General features: G+C 35.3%; 16 protein-coding genes. 12 read left to right on the top strand and 4 right to left on the bottom strand.

Features of this window, described 5'->3' with window-relative positions:
* Positions 1–106 precede the first annotated feature (106 nt).
* From LY01_RS00765 to LY01_RS00820, 12 genes are all read left to right on the top strand, one after another.
* Positions 107–1,042: a bifunctional riboflavin kinase/FAD synthetase gene (locus LY01_RS00765; RefSeq protein WP_104513909.1), complete on the top strand. Its 936-nt coding sequence runs from the start codon at positions 107–109 to the stop codon at positions 1,040–1,042.
* Complete coding sequence (locus tag LY01_RS00770; protein WP_104513910.1) at positions 1,023–2,357, top strand: HTTM domain-containing protein; 1,335 nt, start codon at positions 1,023–1,025, stop codon at positions 2,355–2,357. Before LY01_RS00765 ends, LY01_RS00770 begins: the two co-directional genes overlap by 20 nt.
* Before the next feature lie 412 nt (positions 2,358–2,769).
* A complete protein-coding gene (gene serS / locus LY01_RS00775) occupies positions 2,770–4,041 on the top strand; it encodes a serine--tRNA ligase (protein WP_104513911.1) in 1,272 nt (423 codons plus the stop codon).
* A gap of 12 nt (positions 4,042–4,053) precedes the next feature.
* Entirely contained in the window at positions 4,054–5,844 is a 1,791-nt protein-coding gene (locus tag LY01_RS00780; protein WP_146080352.1) for a tetratricopeptide repeat protein, read from the top strand.
* A 19-nt stretch (positions 5,845–5,863) separates the two neighbouring features.
* A complete protein-coding gene (locus LY01_RS00785) occupies positions 5,864–6,187 on the top strand; it encodes a DUF4286 family protein (RefSeq protein ID WP_104513912.1) in 324 nt (107 codons plus the stop codon).
* A gap of 46 nt (positions 6,188–6,233) precedes the next feature.
* The gene (gene rsmA / locus LY01_RS00790) at positions 6,234–7,073 is read left to right on the top strand and encodes a 16S rRNA (adenine(1518)-N(6)/adenine(1519)-N(6))-dimethyltransferase RsmA (RefSeq protein ID WP_104513913.1); all 840 of its coding nucleotides are present in this window, start codon (positions 6,234–6,236) and stop codon (positions 7,071–7,073) included.
* 72 nt (positions 7,074–7,145) lie between these two features.
* A complete protein-coding gene (mgtE, locus tag LY01_RS00795; protein ID WP_104513914.1) occupies positions 7,146–8,495 on the top strand; it encodes a magnesium transporter in 1,350 nt (449 codons plus the stop codon).
* A gap of 107 nt (positions 8,496–8,602) precedes the next feature.
* Positions 8,603–9,079, top strand: coding sequence for a hypothetical protein (locus LY01_RS00800; protein ID WP_104513915.1), 477 nt, complete (start codon positions 8,603–8,605; stop codon positions 9,077–9,079).
* A gap of 68 nt (positions 9,080–9,147) precedes the next feature.
* Entirely contained in the window at positions 9,148–10,092 is a 945-nt protein-coding gene (locus LY01_RS00805; RefSeq protein ID WP_104513916.1) for a 2-hydroxyacid dehydrogenase, read from the top strand.
* The gene (locus tag LY01_RS00810; protein WP_104513917.1) at positions 10,089–10,484 is read left to right on the top strand and encodes a VOC family protein; all 396 of its coding nucleotides are present in this window, start codon (positions 10,089–10,091) and stop codon (positions 10,482–10,484) included. Before LY01_RS00805 ends, LY01_RS00810 begins: the two co-directional genes overlap by 4 nt.
* A 36-nt stretch (positions 10,485–10,520) precedes the next feature.
* Positions 10,521–10,895, top strand: coding sequence for a TM2 domain-containing protein (locus LY01_RS00815; RefSeq protein ID WP_104513918.1), 375 nt, complete (start codon positions 10,521–10,523; stop codon positions 10,893–10,895).
* 126 nt (positions 10,896–11,021) lie between these two features.
* On the top strand, positions 11,022–11,456 hold the full coding sequence (locus LY01_RS00820) for an arsenate-mycothiol transferase ArsC (protein ID WP_104513919.1): 435 nt from the start codon (positions 11,022–11,024) through the stop codon (positions 11,454–11,456).
* A gap of 1 nt (position 11,457) precedes the next feature.
* Here LY01_RS00820 and LY01_RS00825 read toward each other — a convergent pair whose 3' ends face one another.
* The 4 genes from LY01_RS00825 to LY01_RS00840 are packed head-to-tail and all read right to left on the bottom strand — an operon-like array spanning position 11,458 to position 16,148.
* Complete coding sequence (locus LY01_RS00825) at positions 11,458–12,489, bottom strand: carboxypeptidase-like regulatory domain-containing protein (RefSeq protein ID WP_170034455.1); 1,032 nt, start codon at positions 12,487–12,489, stop codon at positions 11,458–11,460.
* Between the two features lie 13 nt (positions 12,490–12,502).
* Entirely contained in the window at positions 12,503–14,338 is a 1,836-nt protein-coding gene (locus tag LY01_RS00830; protein ID WP_104513921.1) for a GNAT family N-acyltransferase, read from the bottom strand.
* Positions 14,339–14,387: 49 nt separating this feature from the next.
* A complete protein-coding gene (locus tag LY01_RS00835; RefSeq protein ID WP_104513922.1) occupies positions 14,388–15,674 on the bottom strand; it encodes an aspartate kinase in 1,287 nt (428 codons plus the stop codon).
* Entirely contained in the window at positions 15,675–16,148 is a 474-nt protein-coding gene (locus LY01_RS00840) for a GNAT family N-acetyltransferase (protein WP_104513923.1), read from the bottom strand.
* Positions 16,149–16,167 lie beyond the last annotated feature (19 nt).

Genomic DNA, 16,167 nt, shown 5'->3' on the forward strand with positions numbered 1-16,167 from the left:
CGAAAGCGAAACAGCAACCACCATCACACTCATTAAAAGGCTCTTAAAAACATAAAAATATGCGCAGATTATTTTAATTTGCAAGTTCTCAAAAGAAAACTCTGAATTGAATACCTACGATAATATTGATAAATATAAAGCTGTAAAAGGCGCAGTGGTAACTATAGGAACCTTTGATGGCGTGCATCAAGGACATCAGAAAATCTTGCAACGTGTAGTTAAGAAAGCTGATGAAGACAATCTAACGAGCCTTCTTCTAACCTTTTTCCCACACCCTAGAATGGTATTACAGCCAGATCATGATCTGAAATTAATCAATTCTATCGCAGAGCGTGTCGATCTAGTTGCAAATCAAGGTATCGAGAATATCGTCATACACCCCTTTTCTAAAGAATTTTCTAGAACAACTGCGATAGATTATGTTAAGGACATTCTAGTAGATAAACTGAAAGCCAAGGTAATAGTTATAGGTTATGACCACCGTTTTGGAATCAATAGATCTGCTAGTATTGAACAACTCATAGAATATTCTAAAGAATATGACTTTGAGGTTATAGAAATTTCAAAAAAAGAAGTAGAAGAAGTTGCTGTAAGCAGTACCAAGGTTAGACATGCCTTAGAAAAAGGAGCAATAGAAATAACCAATAAATATTTAAACTGCAATTTCAGCATGCACGGCACTGTAGTTACTGGAAAACAAGTGGGCCGCACTATAGGCTATCCTACTGCAAATTTAATGATTAAAGAATCTTATAAACTTATTCCTGCGCCAGGTGTCTACATCACGAGTTCTATTATCAACGACACACGTGTGTATGGAATGACTAATATAGGTGTAAATCCTACTGTCTCTAACGAAGCTATTCAAACTATAGAGACCTATTACCTAGACTTTAATGAAGATCTTTATGGTAAGAATTTAGAATTATTCTTTCATAAAAGATTGAGACAAGAAGAAAAATTTAATCATCTCGACGATCTAGTAAAAGCTATGCAACTAGACGAGCATAAAACAAGAGCCTATGTACAGCAAGTGGGATAAATGGCTTTTTACACAGGTAGACAATACTGCTCTAGTCCTTTTCAGGATGATTTTTGGATTACTTATAGCCTGTGAAGCATTTGGTTCCATTGCCTTAGGTGCCGTGAGAAGATTATTTATAGAGCCAGATTTCACATTTACTTTTATAGGTTTTGAATTTCTAGAACCATTGCCTGGTAACTGGATGTATGTACTGTACTCGATTATGGGAATCGCTGGTTTAATGGTTATGGTAGGCTACAAATACCGCATGGCGATAATATTTTATGCTATAAGCTGGGCTTATGTTTATTTATTGCAAAAGAGTAGTTATAACAACCATTGTTACCTACTTATGTTGCTTAACTTTATCATGATCTTTTTACCTGCAAACAGATCTACCTCCATAGACGCGAGACTAGACGACAGTTATAGAAAAGAGCACATGTCTAGATGGATTTACGCCTTTATAATTACCTTTATATGGATCGTTTATGCCTATGCAAGTATCGCAAAGTTCTACCCAGATTGGTTAGACGGTAGTTTTGCAAAATACTTAATGAGCACAAGAGGTAAGTCCTTTGAAATTTTACAACACGATTGGTCACATCAGGCGATATTGTATTTCGGTTTATTCTTTGATTTGTTAATCGTCCCTTTCTTATTATGGAAAAAAACAAGATGGATAGCCATTATCGCTTCTATCTTCTTCCATATATTTAATAGTATTGTTTTTCAAATAGGTATTTTCCCTTATCTCGCACTATCCTTTTTACTGTTCTTTTTCTCCACCGAGGTATTACACAAAAGATTGATTTGGAAAAAAGCCTATTATGCCGCAGCAGAGGTTATTGTACCTAAAACAAAACCTGTTATCCTATTTTGTACCGTCACGTTTTTAATCACCATGTTTTTACTACCCTTAAGACACTGGGTTATAAAAGACGATGTATTATGGACAGAAGAAGGACATAGATTAAGCTGGCGCATGATGTTGCGCAGCAGGTCTGGATATGGTACTTTTTATGTAGTAGATAAAGAAAATGGCAAAAAGATGCCTGTACATGTAAACCAGTATTTGAGTAAAAAGCAACAACGTTCTGTACAATCTAAACCTGATTTTATCTGGCAGTTTGCACAAAAGCTAGAAGAAATCTATGCCGAAGAAGGTAAAGAAATAGAGGTCTATGCTGACATAAAGGTTTCTATAAATGGAAGACCTAGAAAACAACTTACTGATCCCACGGTAGATCTTACACAAGAAGAATGGAGCCACTTTAAACACCATTCTTGGATTATGCCTTCTTCACTTTATGAAGAAAAACAACTGGATTAATAGGGTAAATAATGTCTCATTTATATAAAAACAGAGCTTTTATTTAAATCTGGCATCGCAACACCCTTTGTCATGCGGACATTTCCCTCAAGGGAAACCTTAATAACTAGCTACAGTTGTAAATTAATGCTATTGAGAAAATACCGTCTTCTCTTGAGAGAAGATAAGAGTTGGGTATTTGTAGTGTTAATAGAGAAAATATATTCAAAGTACGTCATACCAATAATCGAGAGCTATTGTTAACTATCTTTCGCGAAAGCGAAACGCAACAAAATTGCTTTTCTACCTTAAAGAAGGGAATTACTGCCTTCACTTTATGAAGAAATTCCCACGCTTAAAAACTAAGCAGCTGTTCCTATCGTTATGTTAACGATTATCCCTAATTTTACCATCATACTTTAAATCAGATCACATGCTACAAATAGCAGAAATACGTGAAAACAAAGACGCGTTTGCAATCGCATTGCAAAAGAGAAACATCGATGCACTTCCTTTATTAGAGAGCGCTATTGCTGTAGATGAAAATCGACGTAACCTACAAGGTCAACTAGATGAAATTCTTGCAAAAAGCAATAAACTATCTAAAGAAATAGGAGATTTATTTAAATCTGGAAAAGGTGCTGAAGCAAATGAACTAAAGTCACAAACTTCTGGTTTAAAAGAATCTTCAAAAGAAATAGGTGAGCAATTAAATGCTGCCGTAGAAGAGTTACAAAACATTTTATACACGATTCCTAACATACCACAAGACAGCGTTCCAGCTGGGAACAGTGATGAAGATAACGAGGTAATATCTCAACATGGAGAAATACCTACTTTACATGACGGTGCAAAACCACACTGGGAACTAGTAAAAGATTATGATATCATAGACTTTGAACTAGGTAATAAAATTACTGGTGCTGGATTCCCTGTTTATAAGAAGAAAGGTGCTCGTTTACAACGTGCGTTAATCAATTACTTTCTAGATAAAAACACCGCTGCTGGATATGAAGAAATGCAAGTACCGCATCTTGTAAATGAAGCTAGTGGTTATGGAACTGGACAATTACCAGATAAAGAAGGACAGATGTACCACGTAGGTGTGGACGACCTTTATTTAATCCCAACTGGAGAAGTACCTATAACTAACATTTATAGAGACAGTATTTTAGATAATAAAGATTTCCCTATTAAAATGACTGGTTATACACCATGTTTTCGTCGTGAGGCTGGTAGTTATGGTAGCGATGTAAGAGGTCTTAATCGTTTACACCAGTTTGATAAAGTAGAGATTTTACGTATCGAGCATCCAGAAAATAGTGATGCAGCACTAGATAACATGGTATCACATGTACAGGAAATTCTAGAAGAACTAGAATTACCTTACCGTATTTTACGCCTTTGTGGTGGTGACCTAGGTTTTACCTCTACTCTAACTTATGATTTTGAAGTGTACAGTACGGCACAAGAGAAATGGCTAGAAGTAAGTAGTGTTTCTAACTTTAAAGCTTTTCAGGCAAATCGTTTGAAATTGCGTTATAGAAGTGGAGAAAAAGGAACAGAATTGGCACATACTTTAAATGGTAGCTCACTAGCATTACCACGTATTCTTGCTAGTATTCTAGAAAACTTTCAAGTAGAGAGTGGAATTAAAATTCCTAAAGTATTGATTCCTTATTGTGGTTTTGATACTATAGATTAACTTTAAAACCTTATGCGTTACCTTTTTGTAGTTTTTACGGCACTTTTTTGCACCTTTAGTTTTGCTCAAGATTCTAAACTTGCTGAAAATTACATGGATCAAGGTGAGTACAATAAGGCATTAAAAATCTATCAAAAAATATACGATAAAAATAAGCGCAATCCCAGAGCGGTGTTTGCGCTTATTGAAGTATATCAACAGTTAGAACGTTATTCTAGTGTAGATTCTATTATCGATATTGCACAAAAAAGCACCCCTCGCAAAGAGCAATTTTACATAGAACGTGGTTATAATGCAACGCTACAAGGCAAAGACAGTATCGCAACTAACTATTACCAAAAAGCGATTCATGTTATAGATTCCTTACCACAACTTACCTATCAAATAGCCTATAGATTTGAAAAGCGTAATGAGCTAGAAGAAGCTATACTGTCCTATGAAAAAGGAATGGCTCTCAACGATAAACTCAACTACAATTATCAACTAGCTAAATTATATGGTGAACAAGGTGATCTAGAAAAGATGTTCGACACTAACGTGACCTTAATAGAACAAAATGCTGTTTACCGCTCTCGAGCACAAGCTATATTTGCTCAATATGTTACCGATAATCCAGATAATGAAGGCAACAAATTATTAAGAAAGGTGCTTTTATTGCGCTTGCGTGAAAATCCAGATCCTATTTATAATCAATTGCTCTCTTGGTTATTTGTGCAACAAAAGGATTTTAAAAAAGCATTTATACAAGAAAAAGCGATCTATAAACGTGAGGAATCTAATATGGACAACCTTAGAGATCTTGTAATAACTGCTATAGATGAAAATGATCTAGAAGCTGCAAAGGACATTCTTGATTACATGATTGAAGAAACGCAATCTTTAAGTACTAAATACATCGCGCAAAGTTTAAAAATTAAATTGCGTGCAAACGCAGCTACTGCTCAAGAGTTTGAATCTATTAAATTAGATTATGAAAATCTACTTACTACTTATGGTAGGGACAAAGAAACTTTTAGACTACAACTGGACTATGCAGATTTTCTAGCTTTTAAAACTAACGAACCTCAAACGGCTAGCGATTTATTGATAGCTCTAGAAAAAACTAATTTAAGTAAATTTCAAAAAGCAGATGTAAAAATACTTCTTGCCGACATACTCGTTCTACAGGAGCAATTTAACAGAGCACTTATATTTTACAGTCAGGTACAAAACGACTTACCTAACGACCTGCGTGCTCAAGAATCTCAATTTAAAGTAGCACGTACCAGCTATTATCAGGGTGACTTTCCCTGGAGTCTGACTCAATTAAAAGTATTGCGCAGCGCTGCCAGTAAGTTAATCGCAAATGATGCCATGGAGTTAAGCCTGACTATTGCAGACCACTCTGTAGAAGACACGACGTTTGTTGCGTTAAAAGCTTTCGCGAAAGCGGAATTAAAACAATACCAGAATAAAAGATCTGAGGCCATAACTCTTTACGATCAATTACTGTTAGATCACAAAGGAGACCCTATCGAAGATGAAGCTTTATTAAAACAAGCACAGCTTTATGAAATAGATGGCAAATTTGAAAAAGCTAGAGATAATTACCAGCTTATTATTGATAATTACAGCGATGGTATTCTTGCAGATGACGCTATTTACAGACTAGGCCTATTGTATCAAGAACACCTAGAAAACCCATTAAAAGCCAAGGAGCTTTTTGAAAAAATAATATTTTCACACGCAGACAGTATTCACTTTGTAGATGCTCGCAGGCGCTATCGCAGGTTGCGTGGTGATGAAAACGACAAAGCTTTTTAAGTATAAAATCAACAGATTTATGATCATATATAATGTCACTTGTAACATGCACTCTTCATTAGAACCAGAATGGGTACCATGGATTAGAGAACACATTGCCAAAGTACTAGGAACAGGACTTTTTATGGACGCTAGATTTACAAGAGTTCTTGTAGAGGATAAAGATGGACACAGTACTTTTTCTATCCAGTATAAGGCAAACAGTAAAGAAGCATTATTGGATTACTATGAAAATCATGCTGCAGAATTGAGAAAAGAAGGCATCAGTAAATTTGGAGAACAGGTTCTCTCCTTTAGAACAGAGCTAGAATTAATCGACGAATATAACGTGCGTAGAGGTTAGAAATAATCATTGATTTCCATTAAAAACATATTCAAACAGAAGAAAATTGGCAAAATATAAACCTAAATACACATCGCAAGACAAAGGTGTTACTGCAAAGAAACACTTAGGACAGCACTTCCTTAAGGATGACACTGTTGCTGTGCGCATTGCCGACTGTTTAACTTATAAAGGCTATGATCAAGTACTAGAAATAGGTCCAGGAACAGGTGTCCTTACTAAACATGTTTTGAGAAAAGATATTAAAGTAACTGCACTAGAACTAGACAGTGAGTCTGTAGAATATTTAACCACCAGTTTCCCGATAGAACATGCTGGCCTGGTAAACGATAAAACATTTGCCGTAATAGAAGCAGATTTTCTTAAGAAAGATCTGTCAGATATTTATGGAGATCGCTCATTTGCCATTATAGGTAATTTCCCATATAACATAAGTACACAAATTGTATTTAAGACTATAGAGAACAGAGACCAGATTCCAGAATTCGGTGGTATGTTTCAAAAAGAGGTAGCACAGCGCATTTGCGCACCACACGGTTCAAAAACCTATGGTATTCTATCTGTTCTTGCACAGGCCTACTATCATGCAGAGTATATTTTTACTGTTGGTCCAGAGGTTTTTAATCCGCCACCTAGAGTGGACAGTGGTGTATTGCTTTTAACACGTAAAGAAGATTATGATCAACTGCCTTGTTCTTATGCAAAATTGCGCCAGGTAGTAAAACTAGCTTTTCAACAACGTCGCAAGACTTTAAGAAATTCATTAAAAACAATGAATTTACCTGACGAGATGCGAGAAAAAGAACTCTTTAATCTACGTCCAGAACAAATAAGTGTCGCCATGTTTGTAGAATTAGTTCAAGAAATTGAGGCACTAGAGTCATAATTCCTACAAATTTGTAAAAAACCACACCTACTCCTATTCAAAAAATTATCTTTGCTAGCTTAAGTAAGAATCATGCAATTTAATATCACCAAAGACTTTCTTGAAGAAGTAAAATCACTTATTGAAGTCAGTGATACTAAAAAGCTAGAACATATTCTAGAAGAACTACACTTTGCAGACATAGCAGAGATTATAGACGAACTTAATCTAGAAGATGCCGTCTTTATAGTAAAGTTACTAGATTCTGAAAAAACGTCTGAAGCTCTCATGGAGCTAGACGAGGCACAAAGAGACCGCATCCTTAACGCATTATCTCCTAAAGAAATAGCTGGAGAGCTAGAAGAAATGGATACCGATGATGCGGCAGATATTCTTAATGAACTATCTGAAGACGTAGCACAATCTGTAATCAATGAGCTCGTAGATGAGCAACATGCTGAGGACATAGTAGATCTATTGCGCTATGAAGAAAACAGTGCCGGTGGACTTATGGCCAAAGAACTCGTGAGAGTTAACGAGAACTGGAGCGTTACCGGTTGCGTGAGCGAGATGCGTGCACAAGCAGAAAATGTAACACGTGTACACTCTATCTATGTAGTAGATAACAACAATAAACTGAAAGGAAGACTCTCTTTAAAAGATTTACTAACTAGTAAGGAAGACACACCTATAAAAGACGTTTATATTCCCAAAGTAGATTTTGTAACCGTAAACACACCAGGTGAAGAAGTATCTCGTATCATGCGTAAGTATGACCTAGAAGCCATACCTGTAGTTGATGAGTTAGACCGACTAGTAGGTCGCATTACCATAGATGATATTGTAGATTTTATTACAGAAGAGGCAGAAAAAGATTACCAACTAGCCAGTGGTATATCACAAGACGTAGAGGCTAACGATAGCATCTGGGAACTGACTAAAGCACGACTACCATGGCTCGTTCTAGGACTTCTAGGTGGTATAGGTGCTGCAGCTATTATGGGCGGTTTTGAAGAAATATTTGAAAAACACGCCGTACTCTTTTTCTTTACACCACTTATAGCCGCTATGGCTGGTAACGTAGGTGTGCAATCTAGCGCTATTATAGTACAAGGTATTGCAAACGACGACCTCAAAGGAAGTATAGGAAATCGATTAATTAAAGAAATACTTCTCGCGATGTTAAACGGTGTCATACTCGCTATACTTTTATTTGCTTATACATTTGCTACCAAAGGGGAGATATTCACATCTATCGCGATCTCTACATCACTTTTTGTTGTGATCATAGTTGCTGGACTAGTAGGTACATTTGTACCGCTTGCATTGCATAAAAGAGGAATAGATCCAGCACTAGCAACTGGCCCATTTATTACCACCAGTAACGATATATTTGGAATTCTCATCTATTTCATGATTGCAAAGGCTATAATAGGTATCTAGATTATAGATTTTTATTCCGCTTTCGCGAAAGCGAGATCAAAAAGATCACAAAGTATTTCTAGCATAAGATTAAGTAAAAAGTAGCATCCATTACTTATCTTCACTTTATGAAAACGGCAACTGTAAAAGAACTAAAGGAAGAACTTAAATTCAGGTCTGAAGAGGACTTGATGAAGATAATCTTGCGCCTTTCTAGATTTAAAAAAGAAAACAAAGAACTACTTACCTACTTGCTTTTTGAGTCTAATGATGAAGATGATTATGTAGTAAATGTAAAGACCTTAATGGACACTATGTTTCTAGCACTTAACACTTCTAATAATTATCGTTTACAAAAAGGAGTGCGCAAAATACTGCGTGAGGCAAAAAAATATGTGCGCTACTCTGGAAATAAAGAGACAGAGGTGGCTGTGCTTATTCATTTCTGTCGTTTAATGCGCGAGACACATCCACAGGTGATGCGCAGTAAAACTATGAGAGATTTAATGGCAAGACAAATTATATTGATAAGAACTCGTATCTCTACCTTGCATGAAGATCTTCAATATGATTTTGAAACTGAACTGAACATGGTGGAAGTTTGATGAACTGTTATTGCGCAATTGATGCCAAATCTAATTTTATCTCTCTCCATCTTAATTAATGACTCTTTATGAAAATACTCCACCTAGATAGCAACCATGATATTCTAGCAAAAAAGCTAGGAGAGGCTGGTTTTGAAAATTACTTTGACTTTACTTCTTCAAAGGAAGAAATCATGAAAGTTATCGATACCTATGATGGCATTGTAGTACGCAGTCGCTTTCCTATAGATCGTGAATTTTTAAGTGCAGCAACTCATTTGAAATGCATAGGTCGTGTAGGTGCTGGACTAGAAAACATAGATCTAGATTATACGGCAGCTAATAACATCGCCTGTTATAACGCGCCAGAGGGAAATAGAAATGCCGTAGGAGAACACGCTCTAGGTATGTTGCTCTCTTTATTTAATCACTTAAACAAAGGAGATAAAGAAGTACGCTCTGGTTTATGGCATAGAGAAGAAAATCGCGGTGTAGAGTTAGATGGTAAAACGGTAGGTCTTATAGGTTATGGTAATATGGGAAAAGCATTTGCAAAAAAGCTCTCTGGCTTTGACTGTAAGGTAATTTGCTATGACATTAAGCAAAATGTAGGAGATAAGAATAGCCAGCAGGTCTCTCTCAAAGAATTACAAGAACAGTCTGACGTGTTAAGTTTACATACACCTCAAACACCGCTAACTGTAAAGATGATAGACGCAGCTTTTATTGCTGCTTTTAAAAAGCCTTTTTATTTAATTAATACCGCTAGAGGTAAATCTGTTGTTACGGAAGATCTAGTAGCTGGATTAAAAACAAGTAAAATTCTAGCTGCAGGGTTAGATGTGTTAGAGTATGAGAAGGGTTCTTTTGAATCTCTTTTTCGCGACAGTGAAATACCTCAAGCATTTAAAGAACTGCTAGAAATGGAAAATGTTCTTTTAAGTCCTCATGTAGCTGGATGGACCGTAGAATCTAAGTATAAACTAGCAGAAGTTATAGCTGATAAAATAATTGCAAATCACAAGACGGCATGAAAAAAGTAACAGGAATAGGCGGTATATTTTTTAAATGTAAAGATACCGCAGTGACTAAAGCGTGGTATGAAAAGCACTTAGGCCTACCGGTAGATGATTATGGCTGCACCTTCTGGCAAGCAGATAGTGTGGCGCTAGATAAAAAAGCGAGCCAGCAATGGAGTCCTTTTAAGAAAGATAGTAATTACTTTGAGCCAGGAGAACAAGAATTCATGATCAATTACAGAGTACATGATCTACATGGATTAATAAACGAACTGAGAGAAAACGATGTTGAAATAGCAGGAGAGATTCAAGAATTTGATTACGGTAAATTTGGCTGGATTATAGACTGTGATGGCCGTAAAGTAGAACTTTGGGAACCGATCAATGAGCATCTATTTGAAAAATAACATACATTTACAAAAAACTAATCAAAAATAACAAACATGAGTACAGAGGGATACGATAGTTCAAAAAACAGTTTTGATAACGCAGCAGAGTCTGCAAAGGAAACATTTAATCAAGCATCTCAAGGAGCAAAAGAAAGTGCAAAGGATTTTCAACAAGGTTTTAACCAAACAATGAACAATCAGGAGAACAAGAAAGTTATGGCAGGCATCTTAGGAATTCTACTTGGAGGCTTTGGAGTACATAAGTTCATACTAGGATACAATCAAGAAGGTATTATTCAACTAATTGCAGGTATATTAACATGTGGTTTTGCAGGTATAATAGGTGTCATAGAAGGAATTATTTACCTTACAAAATCAGATGAAGAATTTTATCAAACGTATCAAGTAGGTAAAAAAGGTTGGTTTTAACACTTACTGATTAACAGATAAATAAGGTCTTAAATGTTAAGTTTAAGACCTTTTTTTGTGTGCACGAATTAATGGTCTTAACTTTGCCTTAACATTACAACTACCAGAGGTTAGAATGTTCAACACATGGCTTTAAAAATATTAGTTCTCAGTACCACTAACTCTACATTAGGGCCTATGGCTCAAGGGTTTTTAGACTATTACAGTTCCAAGAAAACGAAGGTAATTAGTGCCGGTTTAAAACCTTTGCCTATAAACGAGATGACCCTTAAGGTTATGGATTCTTTAGGTATACCAGTAGAACAATCAAGAAAGAGTTTTGAAGATATAGAAGAAATCACTTTTGACTATATATTTACTTTTTCTAGAAAAGCAAATGACCTAGCTGTTAAAACTGCTAAAAGAGCTCAAATATTCCATCTGGACATGGATAACCTTGATGAAGTAAACGGTACTAACAAAGAGGTTAAACAAGCATTTAAAGCGAGTCGTAAGGAATTACAAAATTACTGTATTGAATTCGCAGAAAATCACTTGCAAAAGAAAATAAAGAAAGACTAGATTACTTTAATTCATAATCTAGAGGCAGCATACCAGACACTTTTAAATAAGATACAAAACCACCTGTTTTGAGTACATGGTAATTAATCACATTACCAGATCCAGAAACTATTAATGTAGGGTCTTCTAAATATATCGCAGACTGGAAATTCTTAGAATCCATAATATCATATTGAGTCTCTCTAAAATCTAATAGATACTTATCACCTCGCTTTCTACTCCTCACATGTTTATCAAAAGAGACCTTTTTTCTTTTGAAGAACAACTTATAACCCTCTTTTTCAAACTCTCCTAAAGCCATTAATTTAAATAAACGCACCTCTGACACTTTATAAGCTCGCTTGCGGTGGCGTTTTACCCAACCTTTATTAGCTTTACTTTCATCTAACTCTTTAAAAAAAGCACTACCTACAAAGAAAGAAGACACCATTCTATGAGTAGGAGTTTCAAAATCACCAGTAATACGCATATTATCTAAGCTTATACTTTCAAACGTAATCTCAAAATCGGTTAAATCATAAGTTACAAGGTAATTTAAATCTCTGTTTTCTATCAATACTGGTTCTTGAGCAAAGGCTATCATCTTACCAGTAGATGGATTAAACCTCATCTTAACTTTATCTAGATTAAGAATGGTACACTGCTTTGCAATTAAAGTAGTTCCTAAGAACTGTTTGATAAAATATTGTTCTTTCTTCTCTCTACTCCATGGATCTGGATTAAGAAATACAGCTGGCAATTCTCCTACTTTAGGTTGTAATCTTATGTTAGAAAAATCTGTATGTAAAGGGTCATTAAAAGATTGAGAGACATAACCTAATAAGCTAATTGTAAAAACACTTTGACTATTATCATAATAAGGAATTTCAAAATTCCCATCAAAATCAGTGATAGTACCTTTTGATGTTCCAGAAAAATAGACATTTACAGATGCAAGTGTTTCATTAGTCACAGCGTCGTAAACGGTTCCTTTTATTTGCTGTGCACTTAGAGAAAGTGGGAGAATTAAGAGTAATAAAAATTTAAAATTCAAAGTATAATTCTGTTTAAGATTTATCTTCTACTTTATCATCATCCTGCTTAGAAAAATATTTAGATTCCATCTCTGCCTGAAATTCTTCTAAGACTGGCTTTACAGTACTTTCTGGTAAATCTGCTATACGTATATACATCAATCCATCTACTGCATTATTAAATAAAGGATCTACATTAAAAGCTACCACTTTTGCGTTTTGCTTTACGTACTTCTTTATTAATACCGGTAATCTTAACTCGTTAGGCTCTAACTCGTCAATGATTTTGTCAAATTTATTAAGATCTGCCTCGCTCTCGTCAAATATAAAATCCTTGTCGGCATCTTCTAGCTTTACTTTAAACTCTTGTTTTGGTGTAATGTACTGCGCAACATAAGGATCGTAGTAATTACTCTTCATAAACTCTATCATCAATGACTTAGAGAAATTAGAAAACTTATTACTGATACTCACACCACCTATTAGATATTTATGCTCGGGAAATCTAAGAGTACAATGCACGATACCTTTCCATAAAAGGAATAAAGGCATAGGCTTTAACTGGTATTCTTTTATAATAAAAGCGCGCCCCATTTCTATGGACTCGCTCATCATTTTATGCAGCTCTGGCTCAAATTTAAATAACTCATTAAGATAGAAACCTTCTAACCCATAAGCTTTACTTATCTCACTACCCATACCCATACGGTATGCTCCTGCAATACGGTTTGCATCGCGATCCCATAAAAACATTTGATGGTAGTACTCGTCATAGTGATCTAGATCTGTAGCGTTATTAGTCCCTTCTCCTATCGCTCTAAAGGTAATCTCTCTTAACCTACCTAATTCCTTAAGAATATTAGGGATATCATTTTTTCTAGCTAAGAAAACCTCGTAGTTCTTAGATTCTAATAATCGTTTATCACCTTTTATACGAAGCTTTTCCACCTCTTTAATCATCGCATTTTGATCTACTGTATCGATAATTTTTTTAGGCGTTTTAGTTAATTTAATAGTTTTAGGAATGTCGCTTAACTTCTTAGCTTCCTTATCATATGCCTTAGAGAGCATATACGTTTTCTTGCGTAAGAAGTCTGTAAAGTCTTCTAGCCTGTTGTGTTCTTTTTGTGCTTTAACAGAAATAGGGTTTCCTATCCTCACTTTAATCACACGTCGTTTTTGTGATAAAACTTCTGACGGTAATTTTGCAGTTCTAAAAACGGACGATAATTTTGCAAGTCTGTAAAATAACTGACTGTTTTTTGCATGAAAGTAAATAGGAATAACAGGCACCTCAGCTCTTTGAACTAATTTCATAGCGCTTTCTTCCCATTTTTTATCTACCATAAGTGTACCGTCCTTATAGGTTGACACCTCTCCAGCAGGAAAGATACCTAATGGCAAATCACTTTTTAAATGCCTAATAGCCTGCATAAAACCAGCCGTACTAGACTTTGCATCTTTATGATCTTCAAATGGATTTACAGGCATTATATAAGGCTTTAACGGCTCTATACGGTGCAGTAAAAAATTTGCTATTATCTTATAATCAGGCCTGCGTTCTAAAAGAAGTTTTAAAAGAAGAATACCATCTACTCCACCTAGTGGATGATTAGAAATAGTTATAAACGCACCTGTTTTAGGAATACGTCTTAAATCTTCTTCAGGAATTTCAAACTCAATTTTTAAATCTTCTAGAAGTGCATTTAAAAATACTGTAGAACTTTTATCCTTGTGTCTATTGTATAACTTATTAAGAGTAGAGATGCGCAATAACTTCATAAGTGACCAGCCTCCTAGGGTACCTAGAAAACCGTACTTATCTATATTGATAGCTTTGGCTACCTCTTTTGCATTAACAATTCCCATAAAAGTTGGTTAGTAATAAGTTTACAAATATAAGATAATTGTAAACCGACTATTCCTTAACGATCAACTGAAGTGTTTCTTGTGCACGTTGCTTCAATAAAACTTTTTTATCTGACTCTATCATTTCTACAGAATCTCCATCATAATGTCTTACTGTATAGAGTGATACATCTTCTACATAACTCACTTTATAACGCGATTCTAGATCGTTAACTAGCTCATTAATTTTATGATATTTATCTTCTACACAAATTGAAAAACTAATTGCACTGTTTTGCAACAGCCCTACTTGCATTTTATGAACGCTTAGTTCTTGAAAAATATCAGATATATTATTCTCTCCTATAAAACTAAAATCCCTAGAAGAAATCTTGAGAAAAACCATTTCTTTTCTCACGATATAACAAGGTATCAAAGGCTCTATAGTCTCTACAGACGTAATGACCGTACCCTCTTTTGTAGGATTAATAAAAGATTTTACATAAAGAGGTATCTTCTTACCTTGTAATGGTTGTAATGTTTTAGGATGTATCACAGACGCACCGTAAAATGCTAATTCTATCGCCTCGTTATAAGGCATTTTATTAAGTAAAACGGTGTTTTTAAAAACTCTAGGATCTGCATTGAGAACACCAGGAACATCTTTCCATATAGTCACGTTTTTTGCATTAAGACAGTAGGCAAGAATAGCTGCAGTGTAATCACTACCTTCTCTACCTAGTGTTGTGGTAAAACCATTATCATCAGACCCTATAAAACCTTGTGTAATGAACAATTGTCCCTGACAGGATTGAGATATGAGTTTTCCGCTTTTTTTCCAGTCCACACCAGCATCACGATATTTATGATCTGTTTTTATCAATTGCCTGGCGTCTTTCCACACCGTAGGAATACCACAAGCATTCATAAAAGCCGAAACGATTCTTGTAGAAAGCAACTCTCCATGACACACGACTTGATCATATAAGAAACTATAATTTTTACTCTGATTGCGTAGCATTTCACCTTTGAGAGACTCTATTATTGCTTTTATGTCTTTTTTAATTCCGCTTTCGCGAAAGCGAGACAACCATAAATCTTCCATACCAGGTACTGGCACCTCTAGATCTTCAATAATTTTTAAATGTTGGTCATACAAATCGTCAATAAGCGAGAGATAACTGGCATCATTCTCTTGATAGGTAGCGATAATAACTTCTAGAGCATTAGTAGTTTTTCCCATTGCAGAAACCACTATACCTAAATCTTCTATACCTGTAGTTTGCAATACATTTAAAACGTTGCGCACTGCTGAGGCATCTTTTACTGACGCACCACCAAATTTAAATATCCTCATCTATTTGTTAATGTAAGCTTTTAATGATTTTTTATCCATTTGAGCTAGGTACCATTCTTTATCAATAGTAGCTCCAGACTTTTCATAAAATTCTATAGCGTTAGTATTCCAGTCTAAAACTACCCATTCTACACGACCCACATTTTGATCATAAGCATAGTGCATTACCTTATCATAAAGCGCTTTACCTAGGCCTTTACCTCTCATTTTTTCTGTAACTATTAAATCTTCTAGATGAATGGTTTTACCTTTCCATGTAGAAAAACGTGGATAACACAAACTTATTCCTTCTATCTGACCTTCATGTAAACCTACAAAACATTTAAATAAACTGGACTCACCTAGCCCGTGTTCTTCTAGGTCTTTTACAGTAATATCTACAGCATCGGGCTCGTTTTCAAAAACAGCAAGCTCTGTAATAAGCTCAATAACTCTAGGGAAATCTTCTTTAACGGCCTCTCTAACTTCTATCATAAGGTGAATTTTGATGTAA

The sequence above is a fragment of the Nonlabens xylanidelens genome (assembly GCF_002934445.1).
GTDB classification, from domain to species: domain Bacteria; phylum Bacteroidota; class Bacteroidia; order Flavobacteriales; family Flavobacteriaceae; genus Nonlabens; species Nonlabens xylanidelens.

Bases quoted from the DNA above. Each gene is read 5' to 3' on its own strand.
- LY01_RS00770 (WP_104513910.1), top strand. From the start codon at position 1,023: ATGTACAGCAAGTGGGATAAATGGCTTTTTACACAGGTAGACAATACT.
- serS (WP_104513911.1), top strand. From the start codon at position 2,770: ATGCTACAAATAGCAGAAATACGTGAAAACAAAGACGCGTTTGCAATC.
- LY01_RS00780 (WP_146080352.1), top strand. From the start codon at position 4,054: ATGCGTTACCTTTTTGTAGTTTTTACGGCACTTTTTTGCACCTTTAGT.
- LY01_RS00785 (WP_104513912.1), top strand. From the start codon at position 5,864: ATGATCATATATAATGTCACTTGTAACATGCACTCTTCATTAGAACCA.
- mgtE (WP_104513914.1), top strand. From the start codon at position 7,146: ATGCAATTTAATATCACCAAAGACTTTCTTGAAGAAGTAAAATCACTT.
- LY01_RS00800 (WP_104513915.1), top strand. From the start codon at position 8,603: ATGAAAACGGCAACTGTAAAAGAACTAAAGGAAGAACTTAAATTCAGG.
- LY01_RS00805 (WP_104513916.1), top strand. From the start codon at position 9,148: ATGAAAATACTCCACCTAGATAGCAACCATGATATTCTAGCAAAAAAG.
- LY01_RS00810 (WP_104513917.1), top strand. From the start codon at position 10,089: ATGAAAAAAGTAACAGGAATAGGCGGTATATTTTTTAAATGTAAAGAT.
- LY01_RS00815 (WP_104513918.1), top strand. From the start codon at position 10,521: ATGAGTACAGAGGGATACGATAGTTCAAAAAACAGTTTTGATAACGCA.
- LY01_RS00820 (WP_104513919.1), top strand. From the start codon at position 11,022: ATGGCTTTAAAAATATTAGTTCTCAGTACCACTAACTCTACATTAGGG.
- LY01_RS00830 (WP_104513921.1), bottom strand. From the start codon at position 14,338: ATGGGAATTGTTAATGCAAAAGAGGTAGCCAAAGCTATCAATATAGAT.
- LY01_RS00835 (WP_104513922.1), bottom strand. From the start codon at position 15,674: ATGAGGATATTTAAATTTGGTGGTGCGTCAGTAAAAGATGCCTCAGCA.
- LY01_RS00840 (WP_104513923.1), bottom strand. From the start codon at position 16,148: ATGATAGAAGTTAGAGAGGCCGTTAAAGAAGATTTCCCTAGAGTTATT.